General features: G+C 45.1%; 23 protein-coding genes and 7 tRNA genes. 17 read left to right on the forward strand and 13 right to left on the reverse strand.

Features of this window, described 5'->3' with window-relative positions:
* Nucleotides 1-165: 165 nt before the first annotated feature.
* The 5 genes from Q8P13_03245 (at nt 166) to Q8P13_03265 (ending at nt 4,854) form a co-directional block, all read left to right on the forward strand.
* A complete protein-coding gene (locus Q8P13_03245; protein MDP2671449.1) occupies nt 166-420 on the forward strand; it encodes a hypothetical protein in 255 nt (84 codons plus the stop codon).
* Between the two features lie 120 nt (nt 421-540).
* A complete protein-coding gene (gene typA / locus Q8P13_03250; GenBank protein MDP2671450.1) occupies nt 541-2,325 on the forward strand; it encodes a translational GTPase TypA in 1,785 nt (594 codons plus the stop codon).
* 40 nt (nt 2,326-2,365) lie between these two features.
* Nucleotides 2,366-3,358 carry a hypothetical protein gene (locus Q8P13_03255; GenBank protein ID MDP2671451.1) on the forward strand — a complete coding sequence of 331 codons (993 nt, stop codon included), beginning with the start codon at nt 2,366-2,368 and terminating at the stop codon, nt 3,356-3,358.
* A gap of 177 nt (nt 3,359-3,535) precedes the next feature.
* Nucleotides 3,536-4,471, forward strand: coding sequence for a prolyl aminopeptidase (pip, locus tag Q8P13_03260; protein ID MDP2671452.1), 936 nt, complete (start codon nt 3,536-3,538; stop codon nt 4,469-4,471).
* 119 nt (nt 4,472-4,590) lie between these two features.
* Nucleotides 4,591-4,854, forward strand: a complete 264-nt coding sequence (locus Q8P13_03265; GenBank protein ID MDP2671453.1) for a hypothetical protein — start codon at nt 4,591-4,593, stop codon at nt 4,852-4,854.
* 56 nt (nt 4,855-4,910) lie between these two features.
* On the opposite strand, the gene Q8P13_03270 is transcribed toward Q8P13_03265, so the two are convergent.
* Nucleotides 4,911-5,696, reverse strand: coding sequence for an ABC transporter permease (locus Q8P13_03270; protein MDP2671454.1), 786 nt, complete (start codon nt 5,694-5,696; stop codon nt 4,911-4,913).
* Complete coding sequence (locus Q8P13_03275) at nt 5,686-6,609, reverse strand: ABC transporter ATP-binding protein (protein ID MDP2671455.1); 924 nt, start codon at nt 6,607-6,609, stop codon at nt 5,686-5,688. The genes Q8P13_03270 and Q8P13_03275 overlap by 11 nt, the downstream gene beginning before the upstream one ends.
* A gap of 66 nt (nt 6,610-6,675) precedes the next feature.
* Here Q8P13_03275 and Q8P13_03280 point away from each other — a divergent pair, with 66 nt between their 5' ends.
* Both Q8P13_03280 and Q8P13_03285 read left to right on the forward strand, forming a co-directional pair.
* Entirely contained in the window at nt 6,676-7,038 is a 363-nt protein-coding gene (locus Q8P13_03280; protein ID MDP2671456.1) for a hypothetical protein, read from the forward strand.
* Complete coding sequence (locus Q8P13_03285; GenBank protein MDP2671457.1) at nt 7,035-8,327, forward strand: hypothetical protein; 1,293 nt, start codon at nt 7,035-7,037, stop codon at nt 8,325-8,327. The genes Q8P13_03280 and Q8P13_03285 overlap by 4 nt, the downstream gene beginning before the upstream one ends.
* A gap of 905 nt (nt 8,328-9,232) precedes the next feature.
* Here Q8P13_03285 and Q8P13_03290 read toward each other — a convergent pair.
* The 3 genes from Q8P13_03290 to Q8P13_03300 form a co-directional block, all read right to left on the reverse strand.
* A complete protein-coding gene (locus tag Q8P13_03290) occupies nt 9,233-10,024 on the reverse strand; it encodes a hypothetical protein (GenBank protein ID MDP2671458.1) in 792 nt (263 codons plus the stop codon).
* Nucleotides 10,025-10,085: 61 nt separating this feature from the next.
* Nucleotides 10,086-10,706 carry a hypothetical protein gene (locus tag Q8P13_03295; GenBank protein MDP2671459.1) on the reverse strand — a complete coding sequence of 207 codons (621 nt, stop codon included), beginning with the start codon at nt 10,704-10,706 and terminating at the stop codon, nt 10,086-10,088.
* A 53-nt stretch (nt 10,707-10,759) separates the two neighbouring features.
* Nucleotides 10,760-10,834: transfer RNA gene (locus tag Q8P13_03300), tRNA-Pro, on the reverse strand.
* 234 nt (nt 10,835-11,068) lie between these two features.
* Between Q8P13_03300 and Q8P13_03305 the strand changes: the two genes are divergently transcribed.
* The 4 genes from Q8P13_03305 to Q8P13_03320 are packed head-to-tail and all read left to right on the forward strand — an operon-like array spanning nt 11,069 to nt 13,686.
* Nucleotides 11,069-11,602: a hypothetical protein gene (locus Q8P13_03305; GenBank protein ID MDP2671460.1), complete on the forward strand. Its 534-nt coding sequence runs from the start codon at nt 11,069-11,071 to the stop codon at nt 11,600-11,602.
* Nucleotides 11,603-11,604: 2 nt separating this feature from the next.
* Nucleotides 11,605-12,492: an ABC transporter ATP-binding protein gene (locus Q8P13_03310; protein ID MDP2671461.1), complete on the forward strand. Its 888-nt coding sequence runs from the start codon at nt 11,605-11,607 to the stop codon at nt 12,490-12,492.
* On the forward strand, nt 12,493-13,290 hold the full coding sequence (locus tag Q8P13_03315) for an ABC transporter permease subunit (protein ID MDP2671462.1): 798 nt from the start codon (nt 12,493-12,495) through the stop codon (nt 13,288-13,290).
* Nucleotides 13,291-13,302: 12 nt separating this feature from the next.
* Nucleotides 13,303-13,686, forward strand: coding sequence for an NUDIX hydrolase (locus Q8P13_03320; GenBank protein ID MDP2671463.1), 384 nt, complete (start codon nt 13,303-13,305; stop codon nt 13,684-13,686).
* A 158-nt stretch (nt 13,687-13,844) separates the two neighbouring features.
* On the opposite strand, the gene Q8P13_03325 is transcribed toward Q8P13_03320, so the two are convergent.
* Nucleotides 13,845-13,930: transfer RNA gene (locus Q8P13_03325), tRNA-Leu, on the reverse strand.
* A gap of 156 nt (nt 13,931-14,086) precedes the next feature.
* Nucleotides 14,087-14,476 carry a response regulator gene (locus Q8P13_03330; protein MDP2671464.1) on the reverse strand — a complete coding sequence of 130 codons (390 nt, stop codon included), beginning with the start codon at nt 14,474-14,476 and terminating at the stop codon, nt 14,087-14,089.
* Nucleotides 14,477-14,699: 223 nt separating this feature from the next.
* Between Q8P13_03330 and Q8P13_03335 the strand changes: the two genes are divergently transcribed.
* From Q8P13_03335 to lon, 6 genes are all read left to right on the forward strand, one after another.
* On the forward strand, nt 14,700-15,395 hold the full coding sequence (locus Q8P13_03335; protein MDP2671465.1) for a YidC/Oxa1 family membrane protein insertase: 696 nt from the start codon (nt 14,700-14,702) through the stop codon (nt 15,393-15,395).
* Nucleotides 15,396-15,398: 3 nt separating this feature from the next.
* Nucleotides 15,399-15,986, forward strand: coding sequence for an SPFH domain-containing protein (locus Q8P13_03340; protein MDP2671466.1), 588 nt, complete (start codon nt 15,399-15,401; stop codon nt 15,984-15,986).
* A 50-nt stretch (nt 15,987-16,036) separates the two neighbouring features.
* A tRNA-Gly gene (locus Q8P13_03345) sits at nt 16,037-16,111 on the forward strand.
* A 116-nt stretch (nt 16,112-16,227) separates the two neighbouring features.
* Nucleotides 16,228-16,304: transfer RNA gene (locus tag Q8P13_03350), tRNA-Arg, on the forward strand.
* Nucleotides 16,305-16,373: 69 nt separating this feature from the next.
* Nucleotides 16,374-16,450 (forward strand) — tRNA-His (locus Q8P13_03355).
* Nucleotides 16,451-16,511: 61 nt separating this feature from the next.
* Complete coding sequence (lon, locus tag Q8P13_03360) at nt 16,512-18,875, forward strand: endopeptidase La (GenBank protein MDP2671467.1); 2,364 nt, start codon at nt 16,512-16,514, stop codon at nt 18,873-18,875.
* Between the two features lie 10 nt (nt 18,876-18,885).
* On the opposite strand, the gene Q8P13_03365 is transcribed toward lon, so the two are convergent.
* The 6 genes from Q8P13_03365 to Q8P13_03390 all read right to left on the reverse strand — a co-directional run bounded on the left by Q8P13_03365 (nt 18,886) and on the right by Q8P13_03390 (nt 21,914).
* A tRNA-Lys gene (locus Q8P13_03365) sits at nt 18,886-18,961 on the reverse strand.
* Between the two features lie 51 nt (nt 18,962-19,012).
* Nucleotides 19,013-19,468, reverse strand: coding sequence for a hypothetical protein (locus Q8P13_03370; protein ID MDP2671468.1), 456 nt, complete (start codon nt 19,466-19,468; stop codon nt 19,013-19,015).
* A gap of 13 nt (nt 19,469-19,481) precedes the next feature.
* A tRNA-Arg gene (locus tag Q8P13_03375) sits at nt 19,482-19,557 on the reverse strand.
* Between the two features lie 54 nt (nt 19,558-19,611).
* Complete coding sequence (locus tag Q8P13_03380) at nt 19,612-21,207, reverse strand: ABC transporter substrate-binding protein (GenBank protein MDP2671469.1); 1,596 nt, start codon at nt 21,205-21,207, stop codon at nt 19,612-19,614.
* Nucleotides 21,208-21,242: 35 nt separating this feature from the next.
* Nucleotides 21,243-21,464, reverse strand: a complete 222-nt coding sequence (gene secG / locus Q8P13_03385; GenBank protein ID MDP2671470.1) for a preprotein translocase subunit SecG — start codon at nt 21,462-21,464, stop codon at nt 21,243-21,245.
* A 51-nt stretch (nt 21,465-21,515) separates the two neighbouring features.
* Nucleotides 21,516-21,914, reverse strand: a complete 399-nt coding sequence (locus Q8P13_03390) for a phage holin family protein (GenBank protein ID MDP2671471.1) — start codon at nt 21,912-21,914, stop codon at nt 21,516-21,518.
* Between the last annotated feature and the right edge of the window lie 13 nt (nt 21,915-21,927).

Here is a 21,927-nt window from a genome sequence, read left to right on the forward strand (position 1 = left end):
CACACAAAAAGTTGCCAGTGGGCAACTACAAATATGATGTGCTTTTGGCCCAAAAAAGTCAACTTTCAAGCAGACAAGCCATCAGCGTCTAGAACCAGGAAAGTAAGACTGAAATGGAGACTTTCTTCTTGCCGAGAAGAAGAAAGAGATCTATAATCTACCTATATGGCAATTGTCCGCCTCATCCTTGAAATCATCATCGCCGTCATCGAGATTTTGCTCGTACTCAGATTGGTTTTTGTCTTGCTCGATTCGCGTCTGGTTGGCTTTGTCGCCAATGTTTTTTCTTGGACCGACCCACTGATTGCCCCCACCAGCAATTTTTTCCCCGGTCTTCTACCCCTGTTTGCGATTCTTTTTGCTATGTTTGTTTACGGACTAGTTTTCGGTATTCTGATTGCGCTTTTGCGACTGGTCTAAAATTTGCAAACTAACCCCATAGTCAGGTATAATTAGCCTGTTCAGCCTAAGTAATTCCCTTTTTGAACAAAAGAAAAAGATTTTTTTTCTTGCCGGGAGCTTACTTTGTGCTTAAAAATTATGGAAAAACTGAGAAACGTGGCAATTATTGCCCATGTTGACCACGGCAAAACCACACTCGTAGACGCTCTTTTGCGTCAGAGCAACACTAAACTTCACAAGGACCTCACTGGGTCAGATCTGATCATGGACTCAAACGATCTAGAAAAAGAGCGCGGCATCACCATTTTTTCCAAAAACGCTTCGATTGAATGGCAAGGAACCAAAATTAACATTATTGACACTCCTGGCCACGCCGATTTCGGCGGTGAGGTTGAAAGAGTTTTAAAAATGGCGGACGGCTGTCTACTTTTGGTTGACGCCAAGGAAGGGCCCATGCCGCAGACTCGTTTCGTTCTCAAAAGAGCCCTCGAACTGGGACATAAAATCATTGTGGTCATCAACAAAATCGACCGAGCCGACGCCCGTCCTGACTGGGTCGTCAACAAGACTTTTGATCTTTTCGTGGAACTCGGAGCAGAGGAAGAAACCGCTTTCTTCCCGCTTGTTTACACTTCTGCAAAAAAGGGTCTAGCCGGTCTAGAACCAGAAATCAGCAAGATGAAAGATATTGCTCCGGTTTTTGAGGCTATTTTGCAGCATATTCCCGCCCCAGGTGGAGAGGCGGACAAACCACTGCAAATGCTTATCACCACTATCGTCGGGGACAATTTCAAGGGCCGAATCGCCACTGCCCGCATTTACAATGGCCGGGTGCGAGCTGGGCAAGAAGTGACTCACATCAACCGACTCGGGGAAATGAAAAAGGCTCGGCTCACCGCCCTGATTGGTTTTTCCGGTCTGGATCGAGTTGAAATTGACTCTGCCCAGGCTGGCGATATTGTTGCTTTTGCCGGCATTGCCGATATCAACATTGGCGAAACCGTCGCGGACCCGAATGAGGCCGTCGCTCTTCCTCTGCTCGATATTGAGGAACCGACGATCAACATGACAATTTCGGTCAACTCTTCTCCCTTTGCCGGCAAGGAGGGAGAGTTCAAAACTTCCCGCCAAATCCACGACCGACTCTACAAAGAACTGGAAACCGATATGGCTTTAAAGGTCGCAGATGGGCCAAATGGAGATTGGGTGGTTTCAGGTCGGGGGGAACTCCACTTGGCAATTTTGATTGAGAGGCTGCGCCGCGAGGGTTATGAATTTCAAGTCGCACGTCCGCAAGTAATTACAAAAATAGTTGACGGGACGAGGCTCTCCCCTTTTGAAAAGGTCTTCATTGAAGTTCCGGACCAGTACTCCGGTGTAGTCATGCAAAAAATGGGTGAGCGAGGCGGCAAACTTCTCGATATGAGGAGCGAAGACGGCGTCACCCTGACTGAGTTTGTCATTCCCACTCGCCGCCTTTTCGGCTACCGCAGTGAATTCATCACCGATACCAAGGGCACTGGAACTCTGAACACCATTTTCCACGAGTTTGCTCCTGACGAGAGCGGCTCTTTTGTCCGCTCTCGAGGCTCTCTAGTCGCCTATGAGGACGGAGCAACCACTCTTTATGGTCTGACCAACGCTCAAGACCGCGGAGTCCTCTTTATCGGCCCAGCAATCAAGGTTTATAAAGGTCAAGTCATTGGCCAAAACGCGCGCGGGGACGATATCAAAGTCAACGTCGCCCGCGAAAAACAGCAAACCAACATGCGCAGTAAAGGGGAGGGTGTCTCTGAGCACTTTAACGCTCCCCAACCGATGGGTTTGGAGGACTCTCTAGAATACATCGACGATTCCGAACTGGTGGAAGTGACTCCAGCCAACATTCGCCTGCGCAAAATCGACCTCAACGCCAAGTATTGACCTTTGCTGTGCGCTTTTAACTGGTGTAGAATAAACTTTAATGCCTGTTGAAACAAAAGAAACTTCAAAACTCCCCCTTATTTTCATCGCTTTAGTCTTTGTTCTTTTAATCGCCGGCGGAGTTGCCTTTCTTCTTTTCTTTAATAGATCTGAACCAGTCAAGGAAGCCGCAAACACCAATCCTTCAGCTACAAATTCCGCCACTGTGGAAAAAACGACTATTACCAAAACTGGCTCGGCCAAAAAGATTTTCACTGGTGGCTATGCTGATCCTTCGATCATCAAGAAAAAAGATGGGACTTACTTGATGTATTTGAATAAATTTGGCAACGGTCCCAGCGGTTATCTAGTTTTGTCTTCGAAAGATGCAAAAACCTGGAAAGAGGAGACCGGAATCATTTTCCCTGGAATTTCCGTCGCCCGCGCCTTTCAAACCAAAACCGGGATTCGTTTTTACTATCCAGAGCAAATGCCTTTGGCTGGTAGTACTGATCCGATGCCCTCCCTGCTGAGTGCCTTTTCGACTGACGGACTAGCTTTTAAGAAAGAGGCGGGAGCGAGAGTCAAACCCAGAGACGGCTATTTCCTCGGCGGCTCGACCGTTTTTACTTTGCCAAACGGAAAACTGCGGATGTATTTTGAAGAACCCGCAGCAGCTGACCCAATGAAAAGAAAGGGTGTGATTTGGGGAGCTTCCTCCTCTGATGGTCTGAAGTGGACACGCGATAGTTCCCCAAGCATTGAACCCGAAACCAGTGTTGAGAACGCTCCAGCTGATTGGCCTCAAGCTTTGCACCCCTTCGTCGTCACCGAACCTGACGGGACTTTCTTAATGTTTTACAACACTCATTCCAAAATTTATGCGGCTGAATCAAAGGACGGACTCTCTTGGACTAAACTGGGTGACCTAGGTATCGATGGCGCCGACGCGGATGGAGTTTATCTTCCCAATGGAAACTTTCGTCTTTATTACGGGGATTTTGACGAAAAAACCGGTGGCGAAGTCTTCTCCATTGATTTGACAATTTCCTAACCAAAAGAAAAGATCTCCCTCCTAAAAATCTTTTCTTAAACAGGGCGATTAGCACTTAGAACTCAGCGCCAAATGCGCCTCAAACTACCCTCTCCGAACTCGTTGTAGGTCAGCTCAAAGTGAAAGGATCGGCGCACCACTTTGCTTCTGGGTACTCATTAGGTTAAAATCGAGCCAATGAAAAAGACAGTCAAACCAACCTACCCTGCCTACAAAAGTGACTTTCTTGATGTTGGGCATGGCCACCACCTTTACTACGAACTCTACGGCAATCCCAAAGGAAAACCAGTTCTCTACCTCCACGGTGGGCCAGGAGCTGGCTTCAGAGAAAGGCACAAAGGCTTCTTTGACCCCAAAATCTGGAACGTTATCCTCTTCGATCAACGGGGAGCGGGTCGCAGTACTCCTTTTGCTAGCCTCCACGAAAACACCACCGCCAGTCTAGTCAAAGACATCAACCTTTTGCTCGACAAACTAGGTCTTGAGAAAGTCCTGCTCTTTGGTGGCTCCTGGGGCTCAACTCTAGCTTTGGTTTACGCAATTGAAAACCCCAAGAGAGTAGTCGGAATCATTACTTGGGGAGTCTTCCTTTGTGATCGTTTTGATCAAAAGTACTACCTGGAGGGTGGCTCAGCTGACTTTGCGCCTGAGGCTTGGGAACGCTTCGCAAGCATTGTCCCCAAAGAACACCAAAGTAAACCAGCACCATATTATTACCGGCAAATGCAGGGTAAAAATGAAAAGGCAAAGGACATGTTTGCTTTTGAGTGGACCCTCTATGAATGGCGCCTCATGGATCCGGATGCTAGTTTGGAAAAACTAACTCGTGAAATCAAGAAGGAAGGTTTCTACAAGTCTCTAGCGCCTCTGGAGGCTCATTACATTCTTGCTGGTGGTTTCTTTCCCGAAGGCTACATTTTGAAAAATGCTCCAAAACTAAAAATCCCGGTGACAATTGTGCAGGGACGCTATGATTATTGCTGCCCCCCAGTTAGTGCCTACCGGCTACACAAGAAAATCAGGGGCTCCAAACTGATCATGGTCAATGCCGGTCACGCCAGCAGTGAACGCCCTACTACCAAAAAACTGATCGAAACCCTAAAAGATTTTTAAGCACTCTCTTTCACTAAAGAAATGAAGCGAATTCTTGTTTGGCCAATTGACACTTCTTTTCTTCCCCACTAAACTATAAACATTGTTCTTTGTAAAAAGCGAAAGGCGGTGATTTTTTTATGAAATACACAATGACCTGTAATCAAGGCCACGAAGACGAGCCCTTTACTGCTAGTGTCGAAGCTGAAAATGACGATGAGGCGATGGGAAAGATGATGGAAGAGGTAAAACCTCACCTAGCTGAAAAGCACTCTGACCTGGCTGGGAAAAGCGACGATGAACTCAAAGAAATGATCGTGGGAATGTGGAGCAAAGAAGAGGGCGGCGCGGCAATGGGTGGTGACACCACTCCCGAAGCAGGTGGGGAGACACCCGCTGCATAAATAAAGACTTTTAATAGGTGAAGGAAAGGCGGCCCAGAGGGTCGCTTTTCTTTTTTCTAACCTTCGTTACGAGCAAATTGTCCACTTTCCTTTGATTTAGCAAACAAACGCGAGAAAACCCAAAGCGCCAGGGCGAAATAAAAGATGTTTTCTGCAAAAGCAATGCCAATTGCAGCCCAGTTGACCTGCGTATTGTTAAGCGAGTTGCGGGCCATTTCAAAAACATGGGTTGTGGGTAGTGAGTAAGCAAGGACTTGCATGGCTGGGGGGAGAATTTTGACGGGAAAGAAAGTTGCGCTCAAAGGCTGCAGTACAAAAACCAATCCCCAAGCTAGTGCCTGAATCCTCGTCCCAAAACGGAAGATCAAACCCAGCATAAAAATCCCAAAAGACCAAGAGAAAATTGCTAGATTGATGAAGGAAAAGACAAGAGTCACTGCTCCAATTTGAAAAACATTGAAGTGAAATAGAAACAAGGAAATAAAACTGACCAAAAAGAAAACTATTAGTGACTTGATCGTTCCAGAGAGAATCAGAGCAAACAAGTATTCACTAACTGAAAGGGGAGTGATAAACATGTTGCTCAAATTTCTTGCCCAAATATTCCAGAGCGCTCCTACAGTAACCGAAAACTGACAAATTCGAATCACTTCCCAGAAAATCAAACCCAAAAGCAGGTATTTCCCTGCCAGAGTTGAGTTTTCCTGGCCCAAGAAAAGATAGACGAACCCGAAAGCTAGCAATGAAAGGACTGAGAAGAAAAATAAATCTACGATCACTTCCAAAGACCGACGAGTAATGTAGAACTCTTGCAAAAGAATCCCGAGAACCCTATGTATCATCACCCCTCCTTGCAATTGTCAAAAAGACATCTTCCAGAGTCGGTTTTTTGACTTCAATGTCGGTGATCCAAATTCCAGCCTCGGAAAGACCGAAAATGACTTTTGGAATCTGCTTTTCTTTGGTTTTGACTCGAACTGAGTAGCGGTGAGTAAACTCAAAATCTTGTCCTTGTTCTTTGAGAAATTCCTCGACCTTGTCTCGATCTCCGTCGAAAGTAAGGTTTAGGGTAGCCGCCTCAATTCTTTTGGTCAGACCAAGAGGTGTATCGGCAGCAAAAATCTGACCGTGATCGAGAAAAATGACCCGGTCGCAAAGCCTAGTCACTTCTTCCATGTTGTGGCTGGTGTAAAGAATTGAAACCGAAGAGTTTTTCCTTCTCTCCTCGATAAAGCTTAAAGTCTTGTCAGCAATATCCGGATCCAGCGACGCGGTCGGTTCATCCATGAGAATTAGCTCAGGATCGTTGAGAAAAGATTTTATCAGGTTCACCCTGGTTTTTTGTCCGGCGGAAAGATCCCAGTAACGACTGTCTTTGATCGCCTCAATTTCGAAATAGTTGATCAGTTCAGTGATTTTCTTCTTCGCCTCAGAGACTGCATAAATTTGAGCAAAGACCAAAAGATTTTCCCAAACCGAAATTCGTCCTTGCAGAGTGTTGAAGGAAGAAGCAAAATTGACTCTTTGGAGAACTTCTTGACGCGCCTGGGGGAAATCTTTGCCAAAATATTTTATCTTGCCCCCAGTCGCGCTAACAATACCAAGCAGCATGTGGATTGTAGTTGTTTTGCCGGCTCCATTGGGACCGAGTAACCCGACTATTTCCCCTCTTGGAACTTCAAAAGAAATATCGTCAACCGCTGTGAAAGAGCCGAATTTTTTGGTTAAGTTCTTTACTTCCAAAATATTTTCCATGCAAGGGGTTAGTTTAGATTATTTGCTTGTTTGTGGTCAATCAGCTCTTTATGTATAATTTAATCAATGCCATCCTCCCCTGCCGAAGAGACTGGTCAATTTCGAAATCAACTTTTCAATCAAGTCATCGCAACCATTAAATCCGGTTTGGAAACGGGTAGTCTCCGCTCCTCCCGAGCCAGTGAAATTGCCGATTTTGTTCTCAAAAAACTTCAGGCGAGTCTGACAACGACAGAAATTTATCAACTTGTCCCGACTTTCCGTCAAACTTTTCCCGAACTCAACGAACTCTCAATTTCGGTCGGGCAGCACTATGAAGAACTGGTCAAAAATGAGGCCTTGCCAAAGGCCCTTGCGCTAATTCGTGCTGGCAAAATACAAGAGGCAAATCAATTTATGAAATCTCTAACTAGCAAGGAATCAAAATGAGTCTAGAAGGCGAATCTAGTTTTGAAAAATCTCCTCTTTCTGCTGACGAAAAGCGTAAACTAGAGCCAATCAGAGATCGAGTTGAAAAAGGCGATCTAGGAGGGTCCGAAGACAGCCCCGACAAGGGCAAGGAAAAGGAACCTGTTGGTCAGGATGAGGAACGTCTCCTGAGTTTAATGAAAGAAAAATCAGGTCCAAATGAAGATCCAGAGGAAACTTTACAGACAATTGCGGAATTTCTAAAGAAAGAACGAGGAAAAGCTGGACCCGAAGAACCAAAAAGTGCTGAAGTAGAGCATTCAGAAACTTCTTCTTTTGCAGAAAGGCTTCAAGAAATTCGAGAAAAAGAAAAAGTCAAAATTTACGAAGATCCCAGGCAAGACCCAGCGGTTCAAGAGATAGAGCGGGAAATCGGACGCCTAACTGCTAAATACGACGAGGACCGTGATCGCTATCATGCTAGAACCTCAGACACTAACTTTGATTATAGGCAAGATCGGCAGTTAGCTGAATTCAGAACTTGGGAGAGTTTTACTCGCCGTTTTCCAGAAAAAACCCAGGCTTATCGAGATAAAGTTCCTCAAATTGAGGATGCTATCGGAAGAATTGAAGAGCGCGATCAAGCTTACCAAGAGAAAAAGCAAAAAGAACAGAGAGCAGAAAACCAACGGCAGGAAAGAAAAAAGATTTACGAGGACCCAAATCAAGACCCGGCAATCGAACAAACCAGAAAGGAAATCGAGCAGAAAATTGCTCAGCGTGGAGAATCAGCAGATAGTGTGCTTACGGGCATTTACAAAAAGGTTGATACCGAAAGGGGTTGGGGGAACTTCGCTCTACGCTACCCGGAAAAAGCAACTGCGTATCAAGACCGAATTCCTGAAATAAATGCTGCTCTTAGCCAACTTAAGACTCACGAGCAAGAAGTGCAAGAAAGGCACCCTGTTGCGTCCGGTGTTGGAAAGGAATCTGGAGAAGAGCAGCAGTTGCCTCAGGATAGATCTGAAAGTACCCGTGACTTAAACCCACTCGATCCAGAAAGTAGAGTTGAAACCGTTCATCAGACTGAAGAGACAAGGCAGGAAACTAGAGAAGCCGATTCGGAACTTCTCAAGGACCCAAGGATAAGCTCTGCTTTGCAGGAGTTGATTCAACTTTACTCTTCTCCACAAGAATTTGACGCTAGGATAAATAAACTTAAAAAAGAGGAGCCTAGTCTTTTCTTACTTTTGATGAAACTAGTTGGGGATATTGCTTCAGCTGGCGAAAAGCTCAGTGAAGAGGGCTAGGAGAGCCAGGGGTGCTCGGCTCTCCTCTTGTCTCATCGCAGTCAAGTTTGTCATCCGGACTGAAGGCAGGGCTGACCATTCTCGTTGTGGTCACTACAGACCCCTGCAGACTCTTCTCCAAACGATCCTCTGCCCAAACCAGTGCGAGCAGTGTCCCTACAAAGAGCAGGATCAGGATTAGAAGTGTACTAACGCAGGCAAGCAACACTAGGTGCCCAAGCTTCATTTCGCTTCTCCTTCACTCATCTGCAGGGTACCCAATACACGGGGAGTCGGGGTTAGAGAGAAAACAGGTTCCCCACGACAACCCCAACTAACCAAAACTCCCCTCTTTGGATCTTTCCAACGCACCCGCAAGACGAGTCCTTCTCCGTAAGGAAACTCGTTCCACCACAAATCCTGGCCCGATGCAAGAATTCCTACTCCTGTGACCAAGACCCCCTGTTCCACAGTGATCATCTCGATCTGAGGAAGAAGTACCGACCTGGATTCGTTCGTAGCCAGGACGAGCCAGCGAACTCTTTCTCCTATTTGTACCCAATCCGCACCATCTTTTAGACAAGCTTGTGCCTTTGTTGGCAGCACCCGCAGCGAAGCGTATGTCAATTCGAGCGGTACCGGTGTAGGAGTCGGGCTCGCCTTACTCGAGAAAGAGCTGCTCGAAGCGTACGAGCTGTCCTCGTAAGGTTGCCCCGCCATCGCAGTACACATCGCAAATAGTAGGGCGACGCAAACAACAATCCCAACGAGACAAACAGCATCAATTGTTCTGTTGCCAAGCCGTTTCACTGTTTTCCAATCAAGCTTCTTCACGGAAATCCCTCCTTGGCATTCCGAGTCTTTACTTGAGATCAATTATATTGCTTTCGTCAAAGATTTAGGAAAAAAGGGAAGTTTCTCTATACCTACCAAGAAGGGTTGGAGGTGGTAACTATTTGCTTCCAGGGCCCAGGGGGAACGTCCGCGTCATTGACAAACTGCCAGGAAACTTTGCCACTGTCCCCCAGATCAAGAAAATCCCGGACTGCCGGGGAAAGATCGATTCCGGCTCTCAGGCCAAAAGTGTTTTTTGATTTAGCACTACCAAAGACATAGTTTACATCGTCACTATCGTTGGGTCCAACATCTTCCCATTGGGCGTAACACACTTTCCCGGCACGAGAAATTTTCACCCAACGGTTTTTTAGCAAAGATTTACCGAGAGGTAAATTTTTGTCGTACCAATAGACTGTTTTCGCGTTTGCCTTCAACCCCACCTCGTCGAACTCTCCGTAAGGAAGGGCGAAGTAGAACGGGTTTTCCTTCGGTTTGAAACCCGCCGGCCAGTAGCCGTTGCGGTGGGCCGGATCGTCAACCCCACCAAAATGCTTCTCCCAGGCCCCATCCCAAGCACTCTTGGTATTGGAAATAAAATCATTGTCCGGCCCAGCCAACTCGCCTACGTAAAAATAGGTAGCCACAATATTGCGGTGAAGTGGATAGCTGCCAGAGTTTTGCTTTTGCACTGGCGTGTAAAGTTCTGAATCTTGACTAGATTTAAACAAAATTTTGGTTGGTAAAATCGGTTTTTTGATCACTCCGGAAATTTTGGCCGGCTTTTCCACTACACTGGAGGAGGCCAGTTTTTCCATCCAGCTTGAAAGAGCCGTAAAAAATAAAACCAAAACAAGAAGAGCGGCGAAAAGTCGGGAAAGCATCTAAAACTAATTATACCAAGAGCTTGCTTGGTTAATAAATTTGAGAAGAAATAATCCAAGTTTACTTTTTATCTTCAAAATTAATCAGGGTAGTTTCGGGCCGGTGAGCAAAAAGGTTTCGGGAAGCAACAATGACTTGGTAGCGAGAGAGCTGAACAGCAAAGATTTTTCTGGAAAAGGCAAAGAGCCCGAGTCCAAAAGCTAAGGCTAGGGGGTAAAGATAGAGATTGCCCGGACCGGTGTTGGGTAGAGGTTTTTTTGAACCAGTAGTTTTTTTGGTGGTAGTCAATTTTGGCTCCTCGGTCGATTTTTTAGTCACTTGTGGTGCCGGTGGGGCATTGCCTACGAGCACTGCAACGCTGACCGACTTTTCGCCAACCAAAGTAATATTGTTTCTGGAATTGTCATCAAAGACAATCTCCCCAGAAGTTCGGTTGGGCTGCAGGTCAGTGACAATATTGGTGTTGGTTTCCGTATTGCGAACAGTGTGTTTTTGATCGTCTTCGTTTTTGATCTTGACGACTTCGTTGTTACCGACTTTAAGTTCAGTTGGAGTAAATTTTGCTTCTTTCGTTATCGTAATAATTTTTACTTTAGGGTTGTTTCCAAACAGAACGAAGCCAAGCGTGATCGCTCCAATCAAGATCAGTAAAACTAAAATTCCGGAAATAATTCGCGCCATGTTTGACAATCTACTACAGATTATAGGCTTTGTAAAGAGGCTACATTTTTATCTGGTCGGGGTGACATGGATTGAACATGCGACCTCACGCTCCCAAAGCGCGCGCTCTACCACTGAGCTACACCCCGACGAAGGAGGGATGCAGAGCTCTTTTGAGATCTACACCCCGAAGTACGAGGGGTCCAGGGTTTTTTAACTTAAGCTCTTTAAAAAACCCTACACCCCGATGTAAATTTAGATGTCATTCTGAGTGATAACGAAGAATCTATGAGAGCCTTCACTGCGTTCAGGATGACAGTTGAATCAGCTTATTTTACCAAAAATGGACAGAAAATGCTTTTCTCTTGTAAACTAGAGAAGAAATGAACGAAATTCCTTTTAACCCAGACGAAATTTCTAAACCGGGCGACCTAAACGCTGTTCGAGTCGAAGAATCTCAAGAGCCAATTGTGCGCGAAGTGGAACTCGGCGAAAAAGTCGTTCTCAAGGCTCCAAATGGTGGTGAGCTTGATCTTGGAGTACTAGGACCTGCAACGGGTTACGTCGGTTACGACAAAGCTCAGAAAGTTCTCTTCGGAGCGGTTTTTGATACCAGGGGTGATGTCAGTGTTGATCTGCAAAAATTTCAAGCACAACTATCCAGACAAGGTGTGACCATAACTGAGGATGCTATCGCGGGAGCCAATCAGTATTGGACTGACGAGCAACGAGAGGGAACAGAACATATTGACCTGGTACATCAAGGCAAGCAAAATGCCGCCACCATGGTAAAAAGAAACTTTTTTCGAGCTAATAAAATGACAGAGTTTGCTGTTGATGATACCTTGGGAGTAAAGTTGGAGCAGGGTAATTTTTCTATCGAACACCAAGAAGTCGAAACCTATCTGCCTGAATAAAAATGGCGAACCTAGCAATCAAAATTGAAGAACTCACCAAAGACTTCGGCGCTGAGCGTGGTGTCTTTGATCTCAATTTGGAGGTTGCCCAGGGTGAAATTTTTGGCTATCTCGGTCCGAATGGAGCCGGGAAAACAACAACCATTCGAGTTCTTCTCGATTTTGCGCGCCCGAGCCGAGGTAGAGCGGAAATTTTTGGTCTTGACCACCAGAAAGAAAGTGTCAAGATTCACCAGCGGATTGGCTATCTACCCGGCGAGTATGAACTTTACAAAAATCTGACCGGCGAAGAGTTTTTGAAATTTCTTGCTTCCTTGCGTGGTGGGGTTGATTGGAAAAAAGTAAAAGAGCTAGCGGAGCGCTTCAATTCGAACCTTTCTCAGCCGATTCGAACTCTTTCCCACGGTAACAAACAAAAACTGGGTTTGATCCAAGCGTTCATGCATGAGCCGGACTTGCTCATTCTTGACGAACCAACCACCGGACTTGACCCTCTGACTCAACACGAATTCTTTCACCTTTTGGAAGAAGCCAAAGCCAAGGGCCAAACTGTTTTCCTTTCCTCCCACATTTTGCCAGAGGTAGAGCGCAGTTGTGAGCGCGTTGCGATCCTACGCAAAGGAAAATTAGTTGCTCTGGAGACGGTCAAAAGCTTGAAGGAGCGCGCTCTGCGCCCAATCGAAGTTCATTTCAAAGAAAAACCAGCACAAAAGGATTTCGTTTCTTTGGGTTTACAAAACCTAAACATCGATGGTGAAACTCTCACTTGTACCGTTCCCGGGGATATGGAAAAGTTGATTCAAGCCCTCGCCAAATACAAGGTTGCTACCTTGGTGACTCAAGAGCCAAATTTAGAAGAGATCTTCTTGAAGTATTACGGAGAAAGCTAAATGCTGCGAAATGTTTTTCTGAAAACCCTCAGGGATCAATTTCGACCAATTTTGTTTTGGAGTCTTGGTTTCATTGCTCTGATTTTGATTTATATCGCCCTTTGGCCTTCGATCCAAGAAAGTGCTGCTGAGCTCCAAGCCTACATCGAAAAACTGCCAGAAGCTTTTCGCTCTGCTTTTGCAACTGGCGAGTACGCCACTCCAGTTGGGTATATAAATTCAGAACTATTTAGTTTTATGGCTCCCCTCTTTTTCATGATCTTTACTGTCACTTTTGCTAGTGGAACCTTGCTCAACGAAGAAGCTTCCGGAACAATGAATATTCTTCTGTCCTCACCCCTCCCCCGCTGGAAGCTAGTTCTGGAGAAGTGGTCTGCTATGGTAATCGCAACTCTGATAATTGCTTTCATCGCCTGGGAGGGTTTCTTCATCGGGCTTTTGTTTGTTGAAATGGACCTTAACTTGGCAAACATTGTTTTGGCTCTCTTCAGCGCAGCTCTGCTTGCTCTAGTTTTTGGTACTTTTTCTTTGTTTTTGGCCAGTCTCACTCCGAGCCGTGGATTGGCTGTTGGGGTCACCTCAGTTTTGGTGGTTGCTTCTTATTTATTAAATGTTTTAGGGCCAGTGGTAGGGCAACTGAAAGACTTTCAACGATACTCCCTTTTTTATTTTTACAACCAAAATAACATCATCCAAAATGGGTTGAATCTAACCCATGCAGGTATTCTTGTTTTTCTTACTCTCATTTTTCTCGGGCTATCAATAGCTGCCTTCTCCCGCCGTGATGTCGGTAGGTAAAATATGCGTGAAATGGTGGCTGGGATAATAATTGAAAAAGGGAAGGTTCTTCTTGTTCACAACACTAAACATGGCTCTGCTCGAGTCGAACCACCGGGCGGAAAGAAAGAGAAAAGTGAATCTTTGGAGCAAGCAACAAGACGAGAAGTCAAAGAAGAGTTGGGAGTCGGAATCAAGGTAGGAACACTTTTTAAAACTGAAGTGACAAGCTCTCCCGAAGGAGATTTCAACGTTTCTATGTTTCTGTGTGAAATTGTTTCCGGAGAGCCGAAACTGACTGAGCCAAACAAAATCTCAAATTTTCGCTGGTACACTGCGGAAGAAATAAAAAAGGAAGATAAACTTGTACCAAATCTAGTTGCAATCAAAAATGATTTAATTGCTTTATTAAACTAATGTACCACCCAATCAAACCTTAATTCACTCTTTAATTGGTGCGGACGAGGAGAGTAAACCTTCACTTCGTTCAGGACTGCTTTTTGCTATCAAAAAGTTGAATTCCCACGGCCTTGCGGCCAGCGGATTTTAAGAACCTTTGGTTCTTGCGAAATTTTTGGTGGGCGAGGAGGGAGTCGAACCCTCACAACCTTGCGGTCAACGGATTTTAAGTCCGTCGCGTCTGCCATTCCGCCACTCGCCCAAAAATTTCCAAAGTTCGCGTGTTGCCAAGGTCACACTAAGTGACCGCAGGATTATAGTGAAACGAATCCTAAGTTCGAGAACGCAAGTTTCTCTTATTCCGCCACCTCCGCAAATACAAGCTCAAATTTTACCTAAATTTACCCAGAATGTCTATTTATTTAGTTGTCGTTTGTATCTTGGGAATATTGAGAATGCTGCGTAACTGCTCGATCAGCTTTTCTCCTGAGGAGGGAAACTTCAACAAACACTTGGAGGCACCCGCTTCGATGTAATCCACGCTGTTGTCGGTAATATCCTCAAGGACAACAAGAATTGGTAGAGTGGAAATAGCAATGGTGTGGCTAGAACGAACTACACCGAGAAACCAAAGAATTTCTTGTTTTGGTGAGCTGATGATACAGGCAGTGATTTTTTCTTTGTGGAGGCGATCCTGACCCTCTCGAGCGTCCATCGCCGTGGCAACATCAAACCCTGCGCTTTCAATCAGAGTCGAATACATTTCTCTCAACTCTTTTTGTGGTTCTACAAGTAAGACTTTAGCCATTCCACCTCAAAAAAAGCTCTCGAAGCTGCCTTCAGAGAGCCTTGGTACCCAAACTGGAATACAAAAGCAGTTTAATTAACTGATTTTCAAGTTGAGTATAGCAGATTGTATGCTCTTGTAAATAGAGAATTAGTTGCTAGAAGCTTCTTTACTCTCTATTCCAAGCGGGGAGCTTGCTAGCAGACTGGACGAGTAGAGCAGAGCACGTTAGAATGAAAGAACCGTGATTGAAATCGCCAGCTTAGCCTACAACGAACTCCTTTACCGACCTGTTTACAATCTTGTTGTCATCATTTACAACGTGACTCCTGGGCCAAACTTTGGTTGGACCATGATCGGTCTGGCAATTTTGATCCGCTTCCTCTTTATCATCTTTACCCTGCGTGGTTTGCGGACCGACGAAATCATCAAACAGGTTGAACCGCAGATCAAAGAAATAGAAAAAGATACCTACCTCAGCTCACAGGAGCAGCGCGCCAAGATCATGGACCTTTTGCGCTCCAAAGGGATAAACCCCTATACTGAAATTTACTCCATCGTCGCCCAGGTTGGTTTTTTGGCAGTCAACTACCAGGTCATCCAGTACGGGCTGAAACCATCAGGCTTTCACAATCTTTACTCTTTCGTACATCACCCGGAAAGTATCAACTCGGTTTTCTTTGGCTTTGATCTGGTGCGCTCCAGTCTAGTGCTTTCCGCTTTCGCTGCATTACTACTTTTTGTTGAACAAGTCTGGGAATACGCTGAGAAAAAGGAAATCCCGACTGCTTTCTCAGAGCGCTGGTTCCCCTTGCTTTTAGCCAGCGGGACTTTTATACTTCTATATATATTGCCTTCCGCCAAGGCGGTCTTTATTGCAACTTCAGTCTTGTTTAGCTTAGCTCTGAAGACAACCGTCCGCTTGGCAAGAAGAAGCTGATTTATGTTCGACAAACTAGTTGTTTCATTTTTAACCGAGGAAGTAGTGGGCGGGTTTTTTGTTGACGTCCATCCCGGACAAGTCGCAGCTGTCTACGACCGTTTTCGAGGAGTACTAAAAAACACCTGGGGTCCAGGACTACACTTCAAGCTTCCTTTCATCCAAAAAGTAAAGAAATTTAATACCCAGACTCTCGAATACACCATTCGCGATGGTTTTAATGCAGAAGAGAACAAAGAAATCCTTGGTGACGATGCCTTTAATGTCGTCACCGCTGATGGGGTCTCTGTGCAGCTTTACGGAACTATTCTCGTTCGGATCAACAAAGAAAGCGTTGTCGGGATGTGGGAAAACATTGGCGAAGGCTTTATTTCAAAAATTGTTCGTCCGGTCTCCCGCAGCCGTATCAGGACTGCTGTTTCTGAATTTACTTTTCAGCAGCTGCACACTTCCGAGCGCCACAATGCCGAGAAAAGAATCAAAGAGCTGCTGGAGCTCGAATTTCAACCCAAAGGTCTGATCGTTGAAGGAGTCTTGCTTTCCGAAATCAACCAAACTTCTCCCAGCCCAAACAATCCTGAAATGCGTTGAATTTAAACTCACTTTCGACTATAATAGCTTCCAACCAAAAATAATCTTGCGCGGGATTCGTATAGTGGCTAGTATGCCACCCTTCCAAGGTGGAGGCGAGGGTTCGATTCCCTTATCCCGCTCCAAATAATTTTCACTCTGCGTAGTATAATAATTGAGCTTAGACCTGCGCCTGTAGCTCAACGGATAGGCAAGTCCTTAGGACTTGTCCTGCGATCTAGCGATCTTAGAGCACCTTTTAGCGCCCATAGCTCAACTGGATAGAGCGTATGTCTTCGGAACATAAGGTTGGGGGTTCGAGTCCCTCTGGGCGTACCATATACAGGGGTTCGTTTTGCGATTAGCAAACGAGATTGTCCCTTCAGGTGCGCCAGAAGTGAATTTGTGGGGAAGTTAGCTCAGTTTGGTAGAGCGGCAGTTTGTGGAACTGCATGTCACGGGTTCGAGCCCCGTACTTCCCCCCATAAGTAGTCAATCTTTCCTCCCCTAGCACTCGTTGACTTGATGTGCTAATATACTTTCACTATGATCAACGAGTCTCAAGAATTTCCACTGATTCCGGTTCGTGATGTCGTCATTTTTCCCCACGCTTCGGTACCTATTTCTTTAAAACGTGAGAAGTCCGTTTTTGCTCTGGAGGAAGCCCTGCTTGAGCAAAAAAGAGTTTTTGTCGTTATGCAAAAAAACAAGGACCTTGATGATCCGGAAGCAGATGATCTTTTCTCTCTTGGGACTGTTTCCAAAATTACCCAAATTCAAAGGTTGCCCGATGGAGTGATCAACATTCTGGTTGAAGGTGAATATAAGGCCGAAGTTGAAAAGTACAGCCAAGAAGAGCATCACTTTCGAGTCTCAGTCAAAAGGCTGGAAGAAACAGAAATCTCCAAAGAAGAAGTCGAAAAACTGCTCAAACCCCTGACGGAAAAATTCCGCCAGGCGATTTCGCTTGGTAAACCAGTCCCTCTTGATAGCTTGCCTTCACTTTTTGATTTATCGAACCCTTACCAAACTCTGGATTTAATTATTTACAATCTAGAACTACGCGCCAACGAAAGACAAGCGCTCCTCGAATGTAAGGATCAGAAAGAGCGCATCAAGAAAGTTGAGTCTCTTCTTTCTAAAGACCTCTCTGTTTTGCAAACTGCCCGCAAGATCCAAGACCGGACTGCAGAGGAAATCGGCAAAACGGCCAAGGAAGCTTTCTTGCGTGAGCAGCTGAAATCAATTGAAAAAGAGCTTGGCATCAAAGAAGAGCGCGAAGAGTTTGCTGATCTTGAAAAAAAGATCCACAGTGCCGGTATGCCCGAAGAAGTCGAGAGCAAAACCTTGAAAGAGCTTGACCGGCTGCGCAAAATGCCTCAATTTTCTCCGGAAGTCTCTTTCGTGCGAACCTATCTTGATTGGATAGTTGATCTTCCCTGGAAGATCGAGCAGCAAGAAAAAACCAATATTAAAGCCGCTGAAAAAATTCTTAACCAAGATCACTATGGTCTCAAGAAAGTCAAAGAAAGAATCGTTGAATATCTTGCCGTGCAAAAGTTAACCGGGAAAATCAGGGGTCCGATTCTCTGTTTTTCCGGGCCTCCAGGAGTCGGCAAAACTTCGATTGGTAAATCAATCGCCAAAGCCCTCAACCGTAAATTTGTCAAAGTTTCTCTCGGTGGAATTCGTGATGAAGCCGAGATCAGAGGTCACCGTCGTACCTATGTCGGGGCTCTCCCCGGACGAATAATTCAAGGTATTAAGGATGCCGGAACCAAAAACCCCGTCTTTATGATGGATGAGATCGACAAACTTGGGTTCGACTACCGAGGGGACCCATCGGCTGCGTTGCTTGAAGCTCTCGATCCAGAGCAAAACAACTCTTTCTCTGATCATTACTTGGAGATCCCGTATGACCTTTCCAACGTTTTGTTTGTCACCACCGCCAATGTCCTTGACACTATCCCACCGGCTCTTCGCGACCGAATGGAAATATTGGAATTCCCGGGCTATACCGAAGAAGAGAAATTCCACATTGCCCGTGACTATCTCTTCCCAAAGCAAATTGAAACTCACGGCTTGAGCGAAAAGCAAATCAAAATTTCCGACGAAGCTCTACAAAAAATTATTTCCCGCTACACTCGCGAAGCAGGTGTTCGTAGTATGGAAAGAGAGCTGGCCTCTCTCTGCCGCAAAGTTGCCAAACAAGTAGCGGAGGGGAAAACTAAGGGAACTAGCATCACTGAGAAGAACTTGCCTGAGTTTTTGGGTCCGGAAAAGTTTATTCCCTGGGTTGCCGAAAAAAAGGACGAAGTTGGTGTTGCCTCAGGACTTGCCTGGACCGAAGTTGGTGGAGAGGTCTTGTCAGTTGAAACTACTCTCATGCCCGGTCGTGGCAATCTTATCCTTACCGGACATTTGGGAGAAGTAATGAAGGAGTCAGCTCAGGCTGCTCTTTCTTATGTCAAAAGTCGGGCGGCCAGTTTTGGAATCAAAGAGAATTTTTACAAAAATTCTGATATCCATCTCCATGTCCCGGCCGGAGCAATTCCCAAGGACGGTCCTAGTGCCGGTATCACAATGGCGACTTCCCTACTCTCAGCTATTACCAAAATCCCAGTGCGCAAGGAAGTCGGCATGACCGGGGAGATCACTCTCCGAGGCAAGGTTTTGGAAATCGGCGGTGTCAAGGAAAAAGTTCTCGGAGCTCACCGGGCTGGACTGCGTACCATTTTGCTCCCGATGAAAAATAAAAAAGACCTAGAAGAAATCCCTGCCAAAACCCGATCTGATCTCCATTTTATCTTTTTGGAAACCATGGATGAGGTCATCAAAAACTCTCTAGTCACTGACCCAACTAAATTCGAGACTCACACAGCCTCAAGTAGCCCACTACCCATTGCATAAAAGTTTTTTCTGGTGAGCCAGGAAGGACTCGAACCTTCAACCGATTGCTTAAGAGGCAATTGCTCTGCCAATTGAGCTACTGGCCCACAAAACTCGTTTCTGGTACAGCATCTTGTACGAAGTTAGAACCGAATTTGTTAGTTCTCTTTAATAATTACTTTGCCATCTTTGTCACGTGTGTCAACCCAGTTGTATCGTTCTACAAAACGAAGATAGAAACCAAATGGGTCTGTAGTTCTAAAGTCTTGGTGGCTAAATCTTTTGAATAACTCGCCGACAATACTGTCAGGGTAAAGGCTTTTGTACTTTTCATAAAATGCTTCAATGCCTGTAATCGGAATAATGATCTCCACTCCATAGCCACGCGGAGTATCTTTGGAGAATTGTTTGAAAAAGGAATGTTCATAGACTTGCTCATTCCCACAGTAAAAGTTCAAAATGCTGTTGCCTGAACGCATAACTAAGTAGCCATCACGATTATTAGGTTTTTTCTCCCAAACAACTTCATAACCAAGACTGCCGTAAAACTTTTTAGCCAATTCAAAGTCTGGTATGTGTAATTCTAGTAAGATGTCGCTCTGTAAATCTTTCATAATGCTTATGTTTTGGTACCCCAGGAGGGATTCGAACCCCCGACCTTGACGTTAGAACCGTCCTGCTCTATCCGCTGAGCTACTGGGGCAAATTAAGTTGCCTTATTATACTATTTTGAGGCTGATAAATCTAGCTATAGCCGCTAAATAACAAGTTTGGGAATTTTCCAAGAAGAAACATTTTGGAAACGGTCGGCAGGGCTTTGGAAATAGTTCAATTCAATATTGTTGATTCGAGCGTTGACCACCCAGGAATAGCCCGGATAGTAAAGAAAAATTGCTGGAGATTCGTCAGCCAGAATTCTGACAAACTCAGTGTAGCGATCCTTCCTTATCTTCAAATCATTGGATTTGCGCCCATCCTCGAGAAGCTTATCAAGTTTTGGAGAAGCAATTGAGGTTATATTGCCCTGAGCAATCTGGGTAGAGTGCCAAAGAACGTATTGATCTGGGTCATCGGAAATTTCCGCGGTCGTCAAAACCGCCTGAAACTGAGTCCGTTTGATCGCGTCCGTCAGTTCCTCACTACCAAGCTCAATTGTCTGGAAGGCAATTCCTAGTTTCGCCCACATTGCGCCGATTTCAGCGGCAATTTTCTCAAAATCTGGATCGCGTGGCAAAGTAAGGGTTAGAGTCAAAGTTTTACCAGCTTTTTTTAGGAACGAATTTTGCTTCTTCCAGCCACTACTTTCCAATCTTTGGGCAGCCTTGGCCAGATCAAGAGGGAAGCGCTCTGCCTGTCTCAACCCTAAACTGTTTTCTTTGGGAAAAGGCCCTTGCGCCTGTTCCGAAGCTGGATTGGCAAAATTTAGTAGTTTTTCTTTTGGAGCTGCCTGGGCAAGCGCCTGCCGTACTAATTTGTCAGAAACAAACTCAGCTCGGGTGTTGAAAAAAATTGTCACCACCCGACTGGGCAGTGTTTGCGAGTAGATTTTCAAATTGTGCCAATTTTTAAACTGCTCAATCTCATTCCGGGACAAGCCTCCGAGAGCTTTTATTTCTCCTTGTTTGAGCGCTAAAATTGCCTTTTCCGCAGTGGGGTAGAGCTTAAAAACCAAGTCTCTTTTTGAGTTGGTAAGCACGATTTTTTCTCTGGAAAAAGAAGCGACTCTAAACCCACTAGTACCAACCGGACGGTAACTCTTCAGGGAAATGTGGGCTGGAATTATTCCCAAAGTTGTTTGGGAAAGAAAGGGCGCAAAGGGCTCTTTGAGGGTAAATTTGATCGTGTACTCATCAAGTTTCTCAATGCCGACATCTTTGAAAGCAGTTCTAGCACTCGCGGCTAAATTGGGGTCCTGAGCTTGGCGGATAGTGTAAACGACATCATCAGCAGTGAACTTTTTTCCGTCTTGCCAATAAATGTTTTTCTTGAGTCTAAAAATATAGTCCGTACTGCCGAAAAGTTCGTAGTTTTCAGCCAAATCAGTCTCAATCTGCCCACTCGGGCCAATTTTGGTCAAGCCCCGAAAGATGAGTTGATTGATCTCTTTTTCTGCCTCAGTAGCTTCAAAAATGGGGTTCAAGGACTTGACCGAACCAACCTTTCCTTCGATATAAGTGGTTTTTGATAGTGCCGCGGTAGTTCGGTTGACCAAGGGCTGCCAAAATCCAAAAAAGGTGAGTCGGAAAAAAACAAAGACAAAAAGCAAATACAAACCCAAGCGTAGTATTTGTCTAGTGTTTCTTTTTGAATAAGCAACCAGGAGAAGATAGTAAAACCTGAGTTTTTTTATCATTGAACCAATCAGACTAAGTTCTTTGAGAGCAGGACTTAACTAATCAAAACGGAAGACAAAGAAAGCACAGCAAAGCTGAGTGCCAAAACTATCGTTGCGTAGTGCAAAAGTTTTTCAACTCCGCGTCGGGAGCGATAAACTACACTACCACCCCCAAAAATACTACCGACTCCGCTGCCTTTGTTTTGCATGATGATCACAACAACAAGCAAGCAGGCTACGACTATTTGTATCAAAAAAAGACCTGTTCTCAACATCAGAGGGCTATTCTATCACAGCTCCGTTTTTGTCGCAATTACTCCTTCTCTTCACTTAAAAAGGCTTTGGAGCAAACTCGCGATCAAACCGATTAAAAAGCTGGCTAGAAAAATACTAAAAAGCGGAGTTAGCTGAAAAGCTGGCAAGATAAAACCGCTTACGCTAAGTCCCCCAAAGTTAAAGCTGACAATACTAAAGCCCTGAATAAAGAAAGTAACCAAGTAAAGAATAAAGATGTTGGTGAGCACACTCATGAGACCAAAAGTCAAAAGATTGAAAGGCAAGGCAAGAAGTTTCAGAATTGGCTTGACGAATTGAGTCAAAACGGCAAAAACGATTCCCGCCAAAGCAAGGGTTTGGAGATCAGTATAGGCAATACCTTTGTAAAAAGACGAAACCAAAAGGAAAGCAAAAGCTGACAGAATCAAATTACGAGCAAGTTTTTTCATTTCTCTACTTTGA

Source organism: bacterium, from assembly GCA_030704665.1.
In the GTDB taxonomy this organism is placed as follows: domain Bacteria; phylum Patescibacteriota; class Microgenomatia; order Woykebacterales; family RBG-16-39-9b; genus JAUYID01.

Coding starts and splice junctions, on each gene's coding strand:
- lon (MDP2671467.1), top strand. CDS start 16,512: ATGATCAACGAGTCTCAAGAATTTCCACTGATTCCGGTTCGTGATGTC.
- typA (MDP2671450.1), top strand. CDS start 541: ATGGAAAAACTGAGAAACGTGGCAATTATTGCCCATGTTGACCACGGC.
- Q8P13_03255 (MDP2671451.1), top strand. CDS start 2,366: ATGCCTGTTGAAACAAAAGAAACTTCAAAACTCCCCCTTATTTTCATC.
- Q8P13_03340 (MDP2671466.1), top strand. CDS start 15,399: ATGTTCGACAAACTAGTTGTTTCATTTTTAACCGAGGAAGTAGTGGGC.
- Q8P13_03280 (MDP2671456.1), top strand. CDS start 6,676: ATGCCATCCTCCCCTGCCGAAGAGACTGGTCAATTTCGAAATCAACTT.
- Q8P13_03270 (MDP2671454.1), bottom strand. CDS start 5,696: ATGATACATAGGGTTCTCGGGATTCTTTTGCAAGAGTTCTACATTACT.
- Q8P13_03320 (MDP2671463.1), top strand. CDS start 13,303: ATGGTGGCTGGGATAATAATTGAAAAAGGGAAGGTTCTTCTTGTTCAC.
- Q8P13_03310 (MDP2671461.1), top strand. CDS start 11,605: ATGGCGAACCTAGCAATCAAAATTGAAGAACTCACCAAAGACTTCGGC.
- Q8P13_03290 (MDP2671458.1), bottom strand. CDS start 10,024: ATGCTTTCCCGACTTTTCGCCGCTCTTCTTGTTTTGGTTTTATTTTTT.
- pip (MDP2671452.1), top strand. CDS start 3,536: ATGAAAAAGACAGTCAAACCAACCTACCCTGCCTACAAAAGTGACTTT.
- Q8P13_03245 (MDP2671449.1), top strand. CDS start 166: ATGGCAATTGTCCGCCTCATCCTTGAAATCATCATCGCCGTCATCGAG.
- Q8P13_03330 (MDP2671464.1), bottom strand. CDS start 14,476: ATGGCTAAAGTCTTACTTGTAGAACCACAAAAAGAGTTGAGAGAAATG.
- Q8P13_03265 (MDP2671453.1), top strand. CDS start 4,591: ATGAAATACACAATGACCTGTAATCAAGGCCACGAAGACGAGCCCTTT.
- Q8P13_03380 (MDP2671469.1), bottom strand. CDS start 21,207: ATGATAAAAAAACTCAGGTTTTACTATCTTCTCCTGGTTGCTTATTCA.
- secG (MDP2671470.1), bottom strand. CDS start 21,464: ATGTTGAGAACAGGTCTTTTTTTGATACAAATAGTCGTAGCCTGCTTG.
- Q8P13_03305 (MDP2671460.1), top strand. CDS start 11,069: ATGAACGAAATTCCTTTTAACCCAGACGAAATTTCTAAACCGGGCGAC.
- Q8P13_03275 (MDP2671455.1), bottom strand. CDS start 6,609: ATGGAAAATATTTTGGAAGTAAAGAACTTAACCAAAAAATTCGGCTCT.
- Q8P13_03370 (MDP2671468.1), bottom strand. CDS start 19,468: ATGAAAGATTTACAGAGCGACATCTTACTAGAATTACACATACCAGAC.
- Q8P13_03295 (MDP2671459.1), bottom strand. CDS start 10,706: ATGGCGCGAATTATTTCCGGAATTTTAGTTTTACTGATCTTGATTGGA.
- Q8P13_03285 (MDP2671457.1), top strand. CDS start 7,035: ATGAGTCTAGAAGGCGAATCTAGTTTTGAAAAATCTCCTCTTTCTGCT.
- Q8P13_03390 (MDP2671471.1), bottom strand. CDS start 21,914: ATGAAAAAACTTGCTCGTAATTTGATTCTGTCAGCTTTTGCTTTCCTT.
- Q8P13_03315 (MDP2671462.1), top strand. CDS start 12,493: ATGCTGCGAAATGTTTTTCTGAAAACCCTCAGGGATCAATTTCGACCA.